This window comes from Bradyrhizobium sacchari (assembly GCF_002068095.1).
Lineage (GTDB): Bacteria > Pseudomonadota > Alphaproteobacteria > Rhizobiales > Xanthobacteraceae > Bradyrhizobium > Bradyrhizobium sacchari.
The window spans coordinates 20,093-32,808 of sequence record NZ_LWIG01000018.1 but is presented as its reverse complement, the minus strand read 5'-3'; the positions used below and the strand labels follow the sequence as shown (position 1 = coordinate 32,808).

The following is a 12,716-nucleotide window of genomic DNA, read 5'->3' as shown; positions in this document are numbered from 1 at the left end:
GCCGCCGCGCTGATCGCCGTGCCATGAGCAGCGCTGCGCCGCCGCCCGATTCCGTTGCCTTCTGCGCCGAGCTCGTGCGCAGCCACGATTTTCCGCGCTACGTCGCGACCTTGTTCGCACCCGCCGCAGAGCGTCGCGCCCTGCTTGCGCTCTATGCCTTCAATGTCGAGATCGTCCGCGTCCGCGACCAGGTGAGCCAGCCCTTGCCCGGCGAAATCCGCCTGCAATGGTGGACCGACATGCTGTCGGGCCATGTCCATGGCAGTGCCGAGGGCAATCCAGTCGCGGCTGAGCTGCTGCGCGCGATCCGCGATTTCGACTTGCCGGTCGAGCCGCTCTCGCTGCTCGCCGACGAGCACCAGTTCGATCTCTACAATGATCCGATGCCGACCATGGCGGCGCTGGAGGGCTATCTGGCCGCGACCTCGTCGGCGCTGTTCGATCTCGCTGCGCGGGTTCTGGGGCCGCCGTCGGAGGCGGCCGAGCATCTCGCGAGGCACGCCGGGCTGGCGCAGGGCATCGTGCAGATCATCGCCAATTTACCGCGCGATGCGGCGCATCGGCAATTGTTCCTGCCGCAGCAGGTACTGGCGAGCCATAGTTGCAGCATGGAGGACGTGTTCGCCGGCAAGGAGACGCCGAGCTTGCGCGCTGTGCTGGACCAGCTCGCGGGCGAGTCGCAGCGGCATGTGACCACGGCCTTGTCGCTGCTGGCGCAGGTGCCGCCGTCGGTACGGCCGGCGTTTCTGCCGCTGAGCCACGCGCAGGCCGACCTGAAGCGCCTGTCGCAGCCCGGACGTCATCCGTTTACGCCGCATCGGCCGTCGCGACTGCGGACGCTGTGGACGCTGTGGCGGGCTTCACGTTCCCGGGAGTTTACCAAATAGCGGTTGGCTTATCGCGCGGCCCAAGCAAATGCTCTATGCTGTCCCATGGCTGACTTGTCCCCAACCACGTCCTCCGACGTCAGCGACCTTCCGGTTGCCCCTGGCGACATTCATGCCGCCGCGGAGACCATCCGGGGCGCCGTCGTCGAGACGCCCTGCAGCTACAGCCGCACACTCAGCAACATCTGTGGCTGCGACATCTGGCTGAAATTCGAGAACCTCCAGTTCACCTCCTCGTTCAAGGAGCGTGGCGCGCTCAACCGGCTCACCGCGCTGACGCCGGAGGAATGCGCGCGGGGCGTGATCGCGATGTCCGCGGGTAATCACGCGCAGGGCGTCGCTTATCACGCCAGACGGCTCGGCATTCCCGCCACCATCGTGATGCCGATCGGCACACCTATGGTGAAGGTCGAGAACACCAGGCACCACGGCGCCAAGGTGGTGGTGACAGGCGCGACGCTGGAAGAGGCGGCCGCCTTCGCGCGCAGCCACGGCGAATCCCACGGCATGATCTTCGTCCATCCCTACGACGATCCGCTCGTCATTGCGGGGCAGGGCACGGTCGGACTGGAGATGCTCAAGGCTGTCCCTGAGCTCGACACGCTGGTCGTCCCGATTGGCGGCGGCGGGCTGATCAGCGGCATCGCTATTGCCGCGAAGTCGATCAAGCCGTCGCTGCGGGTCCTGGGCGTCGAGGCCTGGCTCTATCCCTCGATGTACAACGCGATCCACGACGGCAATCTGCCGGCGCGCGGCGACACGCTGGCCGAAGGCATCGCAGTGAAATCGCCGGGCAAGATCACGACCGAAATCGTCCGCCGCCTCGTCGACGACATCGCGCTGGTCAACGAAGCCGAACTCGAGCGCGCGGTCGCGACACTGATCTCAATCGAGAAGACGGTCGTCGAAGGCGCCGGCGCCGCTGGCCTTGCCGCGCTGATGTCCGATCCGTCCCGCTTCGCCGGCCAGAAGGTCGGCCTCGTCCTGAGCGGCGGCAACATCGACACAAGGCTGATCGCCTCCGTCCTCACGCGCGAGCTCGCGCGCGAGGGGCGGCTGACCCAGCTGTCGCTCGATATTCCCGACAGGCCAGGACAGTTGGCGGCCGTGGCCGCGCTGCTGGCCGAGGCCGGCGCCAACATCATCGAGGTCTCGCACCAGCGCACCTTCTCCGACCTGCCGGCCAAGGCGACGCTGCTGCAACTCGTGATCGAGACCCGCGACAGCGCGCATCTCGACGAGGTCATGCAACGCCTCAGCGCATCCGGACTGAGTGCGCGCTGCACGTGAGGAGAGGCGGGCTGCTACTCCGGCAGGCCGGCGATCCGAAGCGCCTCACCGAGGGACAAGGCGAGCGCGGGCGCGCAATTGACCCCCTGAAACTGTCGGCTGTAGCGGAACGCCGGATGCAGCTCGAGCACCTGCGCGGCCGCCGCTCGCGCCTCCTGTAGCCGCCCAAGTTTCACCAACGCTGCAGTCAGCTGAACATACGTGATGCTGTGGCGTGGATTGGCCTGAACCGACCGGTACGCGGCGCGGCACGCCTCCTCATACCGGCCGCGATGGAAGTGCCCCATGGCTTGCGCATCGAATGCGGCGAAAGCCCAGGAATCGAGGGGGCTGAGCCGAATGCCTCGTTCACTCCATTCGATGGCGCGGTCGGCATCGCCGCCCCAGGCAAGCATCACGCTGCCGAGGATGTAAGTCAGCGCCGAAGACGGGCTGATCGCGAGGGCGGCCCCGAGCGCGGTGAACGCGGCCGAGCGGTCGTGCCCGTCCATCCCGATCGAGAAACCGGCCAATGTGAGGGCAAGTGCATCATCCTGGCCGTGCGTGATCGCCGATCGCGCGTGACGGATGGAGGCCGATCGATTGATCTCCTGCAAGCCGGCCCGCAGGAACAGGCAGTGATGGCACATCGCGGCGTTGCCGTGCGCCAGCGCATAGTCAGGTTCGAGCGCGATTGCTCGTTCAAGCAGTACGAGCGCCTGCGCGATCTGCTTCGGCATGCCGGAATCGACATCCGGCTGGGCGCGCAGCACGAGGTCATAGGCATCGAGGCTGTCGGGCCGCTTGCGTTTGACCCTGTTGATCTCGGCACGCCGCAGGCTCGGGGCGATCGCCCCCACCACGGACAGGGCAATGTCGTCCTGGAGTGCGAAGAAGTCCTCCAAACGGCGATCGTAACGTTCAGCCCATACATGCACACCGGTTGCGGTGTCGATCAGCTGGCCCGTGATGCGGACCATCGTGCCAGTCTTCCGGACACTTCCTTCGAGCACGTAGCGCACGCCAAGCTCGTGGCCGACCTGCTTCACATCGACGGCACGGCCCTTGTACGTGAACGTCGAATTCCGCGCGATCACGAACAACCAGTTGATGCGCGACAGGCCGGTGATGATGTCGTCGACCATCCCGTCGGCAAAGTAGTCCTGCTCAGCATCGTCGCTCAGGTTCGCAAAGGGCAGAACTGCGATCGATGGTCGATCGGGCAATGCCAGAGGCGGTATACCGGAAGCCGCAGATGCGCGATCCGGGCCGGGTGTCGCGACGGCCGGACCGACATAGCGATATCCGCGCCGCGGCAGAGTCTCGATCCAGCGGGGCTCTCCGGAGATATCCGCCAGCGTACGCCGTACGGCGGCGATCTGGACGGTCAGATTGCTGTCTTCGATCGCTTGGCCAGACCACGCAGCCTCGATCAGATCATCCTTCGACACCGGCGCGCCGGCTCGCTGAACCAGCAGGGCCAAAAGCAGCACGGCGCGCTTCCCAAGCGGGGTCGGCTCGGCACCGTGGAAGAGAATTCCCTCATCGGCGTCGAGGCGAAACGGACCAAATTCCAGTCTCGTGCCCATCGCCGAAGAAGGGCACGTTTCGGAGGTTTTTTGCAATGATTTCCGAACAGCTTCGCCACTTTCCGACGCGGCCGGGTCACCATTGCCACGGGTTCCAGCAATGCCGCAACGAGCCATGGAGGAGCACATGAACGCGAAACCGGTGATCCGCAGACCCGGCGAGACCAAGGGGGTCATGCTGCGCGGCCAACCGATGGCCTTTCTGGTCACCGGAGAGGATACCAAGCATACCAGCATGTTCGACTGGACGATCCCGCCCGGCTTCGCTACGGGGCGGCACGTTCACCGCGTACAGGAAGAGACCTTCTACCTGCTCGAGGGCGAGTGCGAATGGCACGTTGCCGAAGAGGTCGTTCGAGCCACCCCCGGCACCTATCTCTTCATTCCTCCGGGCATCCCCCACAACATCACCAATGTCAGCGGCAAGCCCGCGCGCGTGCTCATGACGGTGTCCCCGCCAGGGCACGAACATTACTTCGAAGAGCTGGCCAAGCTGACCGCTGGCGGAACGCCAGATGCCCAGGCCATCGGCGAGTTGCGTGCGCGCTTCGACACCGACCAACTATCGGCGCTGACGACAAAGCCTTGAAATGCACGTGCGCTATCGCGGCGCCAGGCTCGCGAGGTGGTCGATCAGCCGGTCGATCTCCGCTTCCGTATTGTAGTAGTGCGGAGAGGCGCGCACGAGCGGCGGCAGCGCGCGAATTTCGGCATCGATGCGAGTGCTTGACGGGTCTGACGCGCCGATGGTGATGCTCGCCGCAGCGGCGCTGCGAACAACCGCGTCAGCCTCATGTCCTTCCATCGTGAAGCTGACGATGGCGCCCGGCGTGCGACCGAGGTCGCGAATGGTGATGCCACGAATGGAGGCGAGGCCGCTACGCAGGCGGTCCGCCAATAGGCGGCAGCGCTGTTCGATCGGTCCCATCCCGATATCGAGCGCATAATCGACGGCAGCGCCGAGTCCGAGCCGGGCCGCGTAATTATTTTCCCAGGTCTCAAAGCGTCGCGCATCGTCGCGGAGCCGATATTCATCGCGCGAGACCCAGGGCGCGGCAAAATGGTCGATCATCGGCGGCTCGAGCTGCTGCAGCAGCGAGCGGCGAACGTAGAGAAACCCAGTGCCGCGCGGGCCGCGCAGGAATTTGCGCCCCGTCGCCGACAGCATGTCACAGCCGATGGCTTCGACGTCGACGGCCATCTGGCCGACCGCCTGGCAGGCGTCGAGCAGATAGGGAATGCTGTGTGCCCGCGCAATCTTCCCGACGGCTGCCGCGGGATTGACCAGCCCGCCATTGGTCGGAACCCAGGTGATCGCGATCAGCTTCACGCGGGCGTCGATCATGCGCTCGAGCGCCTCGATATCGAGCTCTCCACTGGCATCGCTCGGCACCACGTCGATGGTCGCGCCGGTTCGTTTCGCAATCTGAAGAAACGCGACATAATTGGCGGCGTACTCCGCCTCGGCGGTCAGGATGCGGTCGCCCTTGCGAAAGGGCAGCGCATAGAATGCCATCTGCCAGGCAACCGTCGCGTTCTCCACGAGAGCGATCTCATCGGGCGCGGCATTCAGCAGACGCGCCACCGACCCGTAAACCGCGTCGAGCCGATCGCACTCGCGGTCGGCGGCGGCATAGCCTCCGATCTCGCTCTCCAGATCGATGTGTTCCTTCATCGCCGCGACAACCGGCGCCGGCATGAGCGCCGCGCCTGCGTTGTGGAGATAGGCGAGCCGCGCGGCGGCGGGCGTCTCGGCGCGTATCCGGTCGATGTTGATCACTTGCGCCTCCGCTTTTCGCGATCCTCGCGCATGAATTAGACGCGTCTGGGATTGCGAGCAAGACGGCCGGGCTGGGCCTTCAGATGCAGAGGCCGAGCAGCTTGACGTGACAGTTGCTCGGCTTTGGCTTGCTGGCGGGCGCCGGCTCGCGTTTCACGGCGACCAGCGGCTCCCCGTCCTTCTTGCCTTTGCCTTTACCCTTGCCCTTTGGCTCGTAATCGCCGGCGATCACCATGGCCCAATAGGTGCGCTTGCCGCTGGCGTTCCTGGCGCTCGCGATGCCGACGCGGGAGGCGTTGTGCAGCAAGAGATTCTTGCGGTGCCCGGAGGAATCGATCCATTGGCCGAGCGTCTTCTCGAAATTGTCGTAGCCATAGGCAATGTTCTCGGCGGCACGCCCTGCGCCGGCCGGGGCGACGCGCCGGTTGAAGGGGCCGAGCGCGTCGTGGCTTAGATCGTCCTTCGCCGCCATCGCGCGGGCCTGGTCCATGGCGATGCGGTCGAGCGTGGCGTCGCGGACGACGCGGACTTCACCGTGCTTGAGGCGGAAGCTGGAGATCAGCTCGGCCGGGGAGTCGGCCATCGCGGGGGTGGCCGCCAGCAGCACAACGCCGGCGGTCAGACCGCCAAGCGTACGCCGCATCGTCGTCCCCCGAGTGCCCATGACCCCCCGCCAAGCCCGAATTCTTTGACCGCTTCTCTCTTGGCAATGTGGACGCTTCAAGGCGCTAGCCGGCCGGCAGGTCCGCCTCGAAATTGAAGCGGTCGCGCAGGTTCTTGCGCTGTTCGAGAATGTCCTTGAGGAAGGCGCGGTCCTGGTCGTTCTTCATCATCGGCTCGATCAGGTCGAGCTGGTTCATGGCGACCAGCTGCAGGATCTCGGTGCGCGGCTTGCCGGTCGTGTCGCGCGGCAGCGCGTGCACCACCTGGATGTGTTCCGGCGGCTTGGGACCCTTGGCGGCCGAAAGCTCGCTCCGGAGCTGGCCTTCGAGCGTGGCCTGATCCGCCTCGACGAAGGCGTAGAGGCCGACGCCAGAGCGCCGGTCGGCAAAGGCGACGATGGCGGTGTCGCGCACGGCCGGGTTCTTGCGGATCAGCTCGGCCAGCACCGGCGCATCGTTGACGAGCCGGCGGCCGCCGCCCTCACGGTCGGTGAAATTGAACAGACCGCGCGTGATGGCGCGATAGACCTTCTTGCCGGTGACAAGCCACAGGCTCGCGGCGAACGACTTCTTCGCCAGGATCTTTCGCTCGCGCGGCGTCAGCGCCTCCGGCGCATAAGAGCGCTTGTGCTTGAGCAGATGGCGGAGGTCTTCATAGGCAAGGATGCGGTAGAGCCGGCCGCGCCGCGCAAAGCACGCGGCAAGCTGAAAGTCCGTCACATAGGCGCGGCCGTCGCGGCCGACCAGCCAGTTCTGTTCCTTGGCGAGGTCGTTGTGGCAGATGCCGGCGCGGCGCAGCCGGCGCAGGGCAGCCTTGGCCGAGCGGAAATAGGCGAGGTCGCCATGAGGCTTTGCCAGATGCAGCGCGACGCCGTCGACGAAGCCGCGCACCAGGGCGCGGCGTCCGGCCCAGAGCAGCTCGGGACCGACATTGAGACCCCTGGCGAGTGCCAGCGCATGCTTCTCGCGCGCAAACAGATGCCGCGCCAGTAGGAACGACCACCATGGCACTTCATCCAGCCGGCGCAGCACCGCATCGACCTCGCCGGTCGCGGCGCGGAAGCGGCCGCGCTCGACAGTCGAGAACACGTCGCGCTTGAGCAGCACGCCCTCGGTCCAGCGCGCCGAGAGCTCTGCGGCGTCGTCTTTGGGAAGGCTCATCGCAAACTCACGCAGCGGCGGCGATGCGCAGGTGATCGGCGATCCAGCGATCGAGATCGGCGAGCGCCCGTGCACTCATCGCCTGCTTCTTGGCCACCGTCTTCTCGTTGCCGCGCAGCCTTGTGCCGTCGGGCTTCTTGGTCGGCACGCTCGCGAGCGGCGGGAACAGACCGAAATTGATGTTCATCGGCTGGAACGAGCGCGTACCCGGCTCGATGGTCTCGATATGGCCGCCGGTGATGTGACCGAGCAGTGATCCGAGCGCCGTCGTGCCCGGCGGGCTCTCGAGCGTCTCGCCGCGTGCATCCGCGGCTGCATAGAGGCCGGCGATCAGGCCGACGCTGGCGGATTCCACATAGCCTTCGCAGCCCGTCATCTGGCCGGCAAAGCGGAGACGCGGCTGTGCACGCAGGCGCAACTGGCCGTCGAGCAGCTTGGGTGAATTGAGGAAGGTGTTGCGATGCAAGCCGCCGAGGCGGGCGAACTCGGCCTTTTCCAGCCCGGGAATGCTGCGGAAGATGCGCTGCTGCTCGCCGTATTTCAGCTTCGTCTGGAAGCCGACGATGTTGTAGAGCGTGCCGAGCTTGTTGTCCTGCCGGAGCTGGACGATGGCATAGGCTTTTGTGGTGGGATCGTGCGGATTGGTGAGGCCGACCGGCTTCATCGGGCCGTGGCGCAGCGTCTCGGGGCCGCGCTCCGCCATAACCTCGATCGGCAGGCAGCCGTCGAAATAGGGCGTGTTGGTCTCCCACTCCTTGAACTCGGTCTTCTCGCCGGCGATCAGCGCGGCGACGAAGCCGTCATACTGCTCCTTGGTCATGGGGCAGTTGATGTAATCGGCGCCGTTGCCGCCGGGGCCGACCTTGTCGTAGCGCGACTGGAACCAGGCCACCGACATGTCGATGGAGTCGCGATGCACGATCGGCGCGATTGCATCGAAGAAGGCGAGCGCGTTCTCGTCGGTGAGCGCGCGGATGGCGTCGGCCAGCGGCGCGGAGGTGAGGGGACCGGTCGCGACGATGACGTTGCTCCAGTCGGCCGGTGGCAGGCCAGCGATCTCGCCGCGGGCGATCTCGATCAGGGGATGGTCCTTCAGCGCCTTAGTGACGGCTGCCGAGAAGCCATCGCGATCGACCGCAAGCGCACCGCCGGCGGGGACCTGGTTGGCGTCGGCCGCGCGCATGATCAGCGAATCGAGACGGCGCATTTCCGCATGCAGCAGGCCGACGGCATTGTTGGCGGCATCGTCCGAGCGGAACGAGTTGGAGCAGACGAGCTCGGCGAGCCCGTCGGTGCGATGCGCCTCGGTCATGCGGTCCGGTCGCATCTCGTGCAGCACCACGGGCACGCCGGCTTTGGCCACCTGCCAGGCAGCCTCGGAGCCGGCAAGGCCCGCGCCGATGACGTGCACAATATTGGAATGGGGTCCTGTCATGGGGCGGACAGGTAGCGCTTTTCGGCGCAGAGTGGAATCGCCGATATCGAGTTTTCTGCCCCGGAAACGACAACGCCCGCACGAGGCGGGCGCTATCGGTTCGTTCCGGTGAAGGGCTGAACGATATCAGCCCTGATACTGGCCGGCGGCAACGCGCGGGATGTCCGAGCGATCGAGGCCGATGTCGGCCAGTTCGCGATCGCTGAGCTGGGACAGCTCGGCAACATTGCGCTGATAGTCCCGGAAGGCCTGGATCATGCGGATGAGCGAGAGCAGCATTGGTAGTCTCCTGTAGTTCGATTCAGCCTTTGCTTAAGGCGTCATCGTTGAAATGAATATAGGTGAGAGTGGTGCAGTGCGAAAGTTCCGATGTTGCGATGCAGCTAAGCGAAGAGTGCATAGCGCCGGTAAGGGGCGATTAACCTGTTGGCGGACCCGCCCAACAGTTGGGCAGAAAGCCGGGCAAGTTGCGATAAAACTCCGTTAAATCACGGATTTACAGCAATTCTTGCGGTTCCGATGGCGCTCGAAATAAGTCGCATTCTCGTAACCTGCAAGATGGTGCCTCAGCTTGTAAGCCCAAGTCTCGCATGCGCGAATCGCATGAAACAGAGATCTGTAGCAATGAATATAAATTCATAAAGGTGAGACCAGTGCCCGGCTTCTGGTATGGCCAAACGTGGTTTCGCCCATCACCGTCAATGGGCGGTCACAACGTCCCGTGACCGAGGACAGACAGTTCGGGCCGGCTGTGTGAGGCCGTCCGCCGTTTCGTTGACGCGGTGCACACACGCCAAGGATGCGCCCCTGATTACCAAGTTGTAATGAAAATCAGAAATTTCGCATGCCGCTCTGCGCGGTGCGCAACATCACGCAATTCTCGCGGGGAATTTATTGCGGCAAGTTGCCGCAACCGGAGGAAAGTCATGTCGCAGATTCCGGCAATGTCGCTGGTCTGTCCCAAGAACAAGAGAAGGAAAGTAACATCATGACGAAGTTACTCGGGGTTATCGCAATTGCCGCCGTCGCATTCGCCGTCGCGCCGGCCCAGGCCGCCAAGCACGCCATGGGCGGCTGCAGCGGGCCCAATCTGGAGAAGACGGAGACTGCGATCGAGAACATGGCCGACGGCGACAGCAAGCTCGTCGCGCAGAAGGAGATCGCGGCGGCGCAGGATTCCCTGCTCAACGGCAAGATGGGTGCGTGCGGCGCGCATCTGAACAAGGCGATGCACGCCACCATGGGCAAGTAAACGCACCCAAGAGAGGGCCGGTCGCCAGGCGGTCGGCCCTACGCATTTTCCAGTCGAATGTTGCTTTAGGGAGCGCGCGCGAGCTGGGTGGCGAAATAGGCGACGGTCTTGGAATAGACCTCACTCTTGTTCCACTGCTGGAGCACCGCGAAGTTCGGGCTGCCCGGCTGCCAATCCTTCCCCTTCTGCCAGCCATAGCCGGCGAGATAGTTGGCGGTGGAGGCGAGCACGTCGGGCGCATTGTGCAGTAGGTCGCGCTTGCCGTTGCCGTCGAAATCGACGGCGTATTTCATCCAGGACGAGGGCATGAATTGGGTCTGGCCGAGCTCGCCGGCCCATGCGCCCTTCATGTCGGCCGGCGCGAGGTCGCCGCGCTGGACGATGCGCAGCGCGTCCATGAGCTCGCCGCGAAACTGCTCGGAGCGCCGGCAGTCATAGGCCAGCGTTGCCAGCGACCGGATGGTGGAGAACTTGCCGGTGTTGACGCCGAAATCGGTCTCGAGGCCCCAGATCGCGACCAGCACCTCGCCCGGCACGCCGTAGGTCTGCTCGATGCGCGACAGCACCGAGCCGTACTGCTTCATCATGTTGGAGCCGCGCGTCATGCGCGGCGGCACCATGCGGCCGGAAAACTCCTCGAAGGTCTGGGTGAAGACCTTTTGCGACTTGTCGCGGTTGAGGACGCTCTGATCGAGCGTCACGCCGGCCAAGCCGGCGTTGATGGCCTGCTGCGAGATTCCCTTGGCCGCGGCGTCGGCTTTGAAATCCGCAAGCCAGGCGTCGAAATTGCCCGAGCCGCAGGCGACAGCGGAAAGCGCTGGCTGGGCGGACAGGATTGACGCGGAGAGGGCGAGGGCTGCGAGAGCGAGACGAGAAATCGTCGGGGTCATCAGATGAAATGGATTCCGTGAAGTGATCTGACCGGCGCCCGCAATCTCTGCCGGAACCGCGGCCAAAGCAAGGCGCATGACCATGCCGATCCTGCCCAGAACCGGGCAGGATCGGATGTCACGAGAACGTTAAACGTCCGTGCGATTCCGCCACGGGAAGAGATTGGCGGGGAAGTCGGCGGCCGGTTTGCGCGGACGATGCGGCGGAGGCGGTACGGGCCGCGCGCCGGGATCGGATACGATCACCTTGCGGTAGAGATGCCAGGTGGCGTGGCCGAGCAGAGGGATCACGACGGCGAGGCCGAGGAAGGCTGGAATCGTGCCAAGCGCCAGCAGCACGGCGACGATCACGCCCCAGGCCGCCATCGGCACCGGGTTCCTGGCGACGACGCGCAGTGAGGTTACCATGGCCTCGAACGCACCGGCATGGCGGTCGAGCATAAGCGGGAACGACACGGCGCTGATGCAGAGCGCGGCGAGCGCGAACAGGAATCCGGTGCCGCAGCCGACCATGATCAGCCACCAGCCTTGCCGGGTCGTCAGCACGCGCGTCAGGAAATCCGAGATCCCGGTGACGCCCTCATAGCCGAACGCCGCGACATAGATCGCCTGCGCGGTCGCGACCCAGGTCACGAACAGCGCGAGCAGCAACGTGCCGAGGCCGAGCAGCGCGCCGAAGGAAGGCGAGCGCAGCACCTCCATGGCATCCCAGGCACTGGCTTCCTCATAGCGTTCGCGCCGGCTGGAGAGTTCGTAGAGGCCGAGGGCTGCGAACGGGCCGATCAGGGCGAAGCCCGCGGCCAGCGGAAACAGCAGCGGCAGCACCGAATAGCCCATCACCACGCGGGCGAGCACGAGGCCCAGCACCGGATAGATCACGCACAGGATGATGGCGTGGCTCGGAACTGCCTTGAAATCCTCCCAGCCGCGCCGGAGCGCCTCGTGCAGGTCGGACAGGTGGATCGTTCGAATGACAGCTCCAGCCGCATCAGTGGGCTGGGCCATCGTGGGTACATTGCCCTGGTAGAGTGTGGCCATGGTCGCTAGCTCCCTTGCAGGGCAGCCGCACTCGACGCCGGCAAACGGCGCAAGCGGCCGCTCTTCTCTGAGTTTCGCGATTCCAACCAGACGCGAATTCCGGACGGGATCGCGAGTTGAACCTTGAGGCTACTCCCAATTCAGAGTCCTGTCCCTCACGCCTGGGTGAAATTTCGATGCCGCAGTGCAACCTCGATGATGTCATTCGGTCGTCATTTCGCCGCAGATAAGCTCATGCTGGTTGTCGGTTCGCAGAACTTCGCGGGCGCAACGTAGTAACTTCGTCTATAAGTGCCACTCAAGGCCCTTCCAACGGATCCTTTTCGGGGAGCAGACATGAGCATTTTTGGGAAAATCATGGGCGCGATTTTCGGCAGCCATCCGGCTTCCGCCGCGCCCGCAGGCAGCGCACCGTCGGGCAGCGCGCCCGCCAGCGCCGCGCCGGGCGGATCTGCGCCGGCGTCCGCACCGATGGCGACTGTGGACGTTGCGGCAATCGTCGACGCGGCGGTCGCCGCGCACAAGGGCGAGAAGCTGGAATGGCGCACCTCGATCGTCGACCTCATGAAGGCGCTCGACATCGACTCCAGCCTGGCCGCACGCAAGGACCTCGCCAAGGAGCTCGGCTATAGCGGCGACATGAACGATTCCGCCAGCATGAACGTCTGGCTGCACAAGCAGGTGATGTCCAAGCTCGCCGCCAATGGCGGCAAGTTGCCCCCCGAGATCAAGCACTGATCCATCGGTCGCTTT

Annotated in this window: 13 protein-coding genes; 5 read left to right on the top strand and 8 right to left on the bottom strand. The window is 64.9% G+C overall.

The features are described from left to right. Nucleotides 1-23 precede the first annotated feature (23 nt). Both A5906_RS22340 and A5906_RS22335 read left to right on the top strand, forming a co-directional pair. Nucleotides 24-887, top strand: a complete 864-nt coding sequence (locus tag A5906_RS22340) for a phytoene/squalene synthase family protein (RefSeq protein ID WP_080137473.1) — start codon at nt 24-26, stop codon at nt 885-887. 45 nt (nt 888-932) lie between these two features. Continuing rightward, nucleotides 933-2,177: a threonine ammonia-lyase gene (locus A5906_RS22335; protein ID WP_080137472.1), complete on the top strand. Its 1,245-nt coding sequence runs from the start codon at nt 933-935 to the stop codon at nt 2,175-2,177. A 14-nt stretch (nt 2,178-2,191) separates the two neighbouring features. Here A5906_RS22335 and A5906_RS22330 read toward each other — a convergent pair whose 3' ends face one another. Next, a complete protein-coding gene (locus tag A5906_RS22330; RefSeq protein WP_080137471.1) occupies nt 2,192-3,745 on the bottom strand; it encodes a winged helix-turn-helix domain-containing tetratricopeptide repeat protein in 1,554 nt (517 codons plus the stop codon). A gap of 127 nt (nt 3,746-3,872) precedes the next feature. Here A5906_RS22330 and A5906_RS22325 point away from each other — a divergent pair, with 127 nt between their 5' ends. After that, nucleotides 3,873-4,334 (top strand): cupin domain-containing protein, encoded by a 462-nt coding sequence (locus A5906_RS22325; protein ID WP_080137562.1) that lies wholly within the window; start codon nt 3,873-3,875, stop codon nt 4,332-4,334. 12 nt (nt 4,335-4,346) lie between these two features. Here the strand turns inward: A5906_RS22325 and A5906_RS22320 are convergent, their stop codons facing one another. From A5906_RS22320 to A5906_RS22300, 5 genes are all read right to left on the bottom strand, one after another. After that, nucleotides 4,347-5,525 (bottom strand): aminotransferase class V-fold PLP-dependent enzyme, encoded by a 1,179-nt coding sequence (locus tag A5906_RS22320; RefSeq protein ID WP_080137470.1) that lies wholly within the window; start codon nt 5,523-5,525, stop codon nt 4,347-4,349. Nucleotides 5,526-5,604: 79 nt separating this feature from the next. Further along, complete coding sequence (locus tag A5906_RS22315) at nt 5,605-6,168, bottom strand: CAP domain-containing protein (RefSeq protein WP_080137469.1); 564 nt, start codon at nt 6,166-6,168, stop codon at nt 5,605-5,607. An 85-nt stretch (nt 6,169-6,253) separates the two neighbouring features. Next, nucleotides 6,254-7,348 carry a serine/threonine protein kinase gene (locus A5906_RS22310; RefSeq protein WP_080137561.1) on the bottom strand — a complete coding sequence of 365 codons (1,095 nt, stop codon included), beginning with the start codon at nt 7,346-7,348 and terminating at the stop codon, nt 6,254-6,256. 7 nt (nt 7,349-7,355) lie between these two features. Further along, the gene (gene trmFO / locus A5906_RS22305; RefSeq protein WP_080137468.1) at nt 7,356-8,783 is read right to left on the bottom strand and encodes a methylenetetrahydrofolate--tRNA-(uracil(54)-C(5))-methyltransferase (FADH(2)-oxidizing) TrmFO; all 1,428 of its coding nucleotides are present in this window, start codon (nt 8,781-8,783) and stop codon (nt 7,356-7,358) included. A gap of 126 nt (nt 8,784-8,909) precedes the next feature. Further along, the gene (locus A5906_RS22300) at nt 8,910-9,062 is read right to left on the bottom strand and encodes a DUF1127 domain-containing protein (RefSeq protein WP_007590701.1); all 153 of its coding nucleotides are present in this window, start codon (nt 9,060-9,062) and stop codon (nt 8,910-8,912) included. Nucleotides 9,063-9,771: 709 nt separating this feature from the next. Here A5906_RS22300 and A5906_RS22295 point away from each other — a divergent pair. Beyond that, on the top strand, nt 9,772-10,035 hold the full coding sequence (locus A5906_RS22295) for a hypothetical protein (RefSeq protein WP_080137560.1): 264 nt from the start codon (nt 9,772-9,774) through the stop codon (nt 10,033-10,035). Nucleotides 10,036-10,100: 65 nt separating this feature from the next. Here A5906_RS22295 and A5906_RS22290 read toward each other — a convergent pair whose 3' ends face one another. Continuing rightward, nucleotides 10,101-10,925, bottom strand: coding sequence for a lytic murein transglycosylase (locus tag A5906_RS22290; protein ID WP_080137559.1), 825 nt, complete (start codon nt 10,923-10,925; stop codon nt 10,101-10,103). A 129-nt stretch (nt 10,926-11,054) separates the two neighbouring features. Beyond that, complete coding sequence (locus A5906_RS22285; RefSeq protein WP_080137467.1) at nt 11,055-11,963, bottom strand: DUF2189 domain-containing protein; 909 nt, start codon at nt 11,961-11,963, stop codon at nt 11,055-11,057. 336 nt (nt 11,964-12,299) lie between these two features. Between A5906_RS22285 and A5906_RS22280 the strand changes: the two genes are divergently transcribed. Continuing rightward, nucleotides 12,300-12,701 (top strand): DUF3597 domain-containing protein, encoded by a 402-nt coding sequence (locus A5906_RS22280; RefSeq protein ID WP_080137466.1) that lies wholly within the window; start codon nt 12,300-12,302, stop codon nt 12,699-12,701. Nucleotides 12,702-12,716 lie beyond the last annotated feature (15 nt).

Coding starts and splice junctions, on each gene's coding strand:
- A5906_RS22340 (WP_080137473.1), top strand. CDS start 24: ATGAGCAGCGCTGCGCCGCCGCCCGATTCCGTTGCCTTCTGCGCCGAG.
- A5906_RS22335 (WP_080137472.1), top strand. CDS start 933: ATGGCTGACTTGTCCCCAACCACGTCCTCCGACGTCAGCGACCTTCCG.
- A5906_RS22330 (WP_080137471.1), bottom strand. CDS start 3,745: ATGGGCACGAGACTGGAATTTGGTCCGTTTCGCCTCGACGCCGATGAG.
- A5906_RS22325 (WP_080137562.1), top strand. CDS start 3,873: ATGAACGCGAAACCGGTGATCCGCAGACCCGGCGAGACCAAGGGGGTC.
- A5906_RS22315 (WP_080137469.1), bottom strand. CDS start 6,168: ATGCGGCGTACGCTTGGCGGTCTGACCGCCGGCGTTGTGCTGCTGGCG.
- A5906_RS22310 (WP_080137561.1), bottom strand. CDS start 7,348: ATGAGCCTTCCCAAAGACGACGCCGCAGAGCTCTCGGCGCGCTGGACC.
- trmFO (WP_080137468.1), bottom strand. CDS start 8,783: ATGACAGGACCCCATTCCAATATTGTGCACGTCATCGGCGCGGGCCTT.
- A5906_RS22300 (WP_007590701.1), bottom strand. CDS start 9,062: ATGCTGCTCTCGCTCATCCGCATGATCCAGGCCTTCCGGGACTATCAG.
- A5906_RS22295 (WP_080137560.1), top strand. CDS start 9,772: ATGACGAAGTTACTCGGGGTTATCGCAATTGCCGCCGTCGCATTCGCC.
- A5906_RS22290 (WP_080137559.1), bottom strand. CDS start 10,925: ATGACCCCGACGATTTCTCGTCTCGCTCTCGCAGCCCTCGCCCTCTCC.
- A5906_RS22285 (WP_080137467.1), bottom strand. CDS start 11,963: ATGGCCACACTCTACCAGGGCAATGTACCCACGATGGCCCAGCCCACT.
- A5906_RS22280 (WP_080137466.1), top strand. CDS start 12,300: ATGAGCATTTTTGGGAAAATCATGGGCGCGATTTTCGGCAGCCATCCG.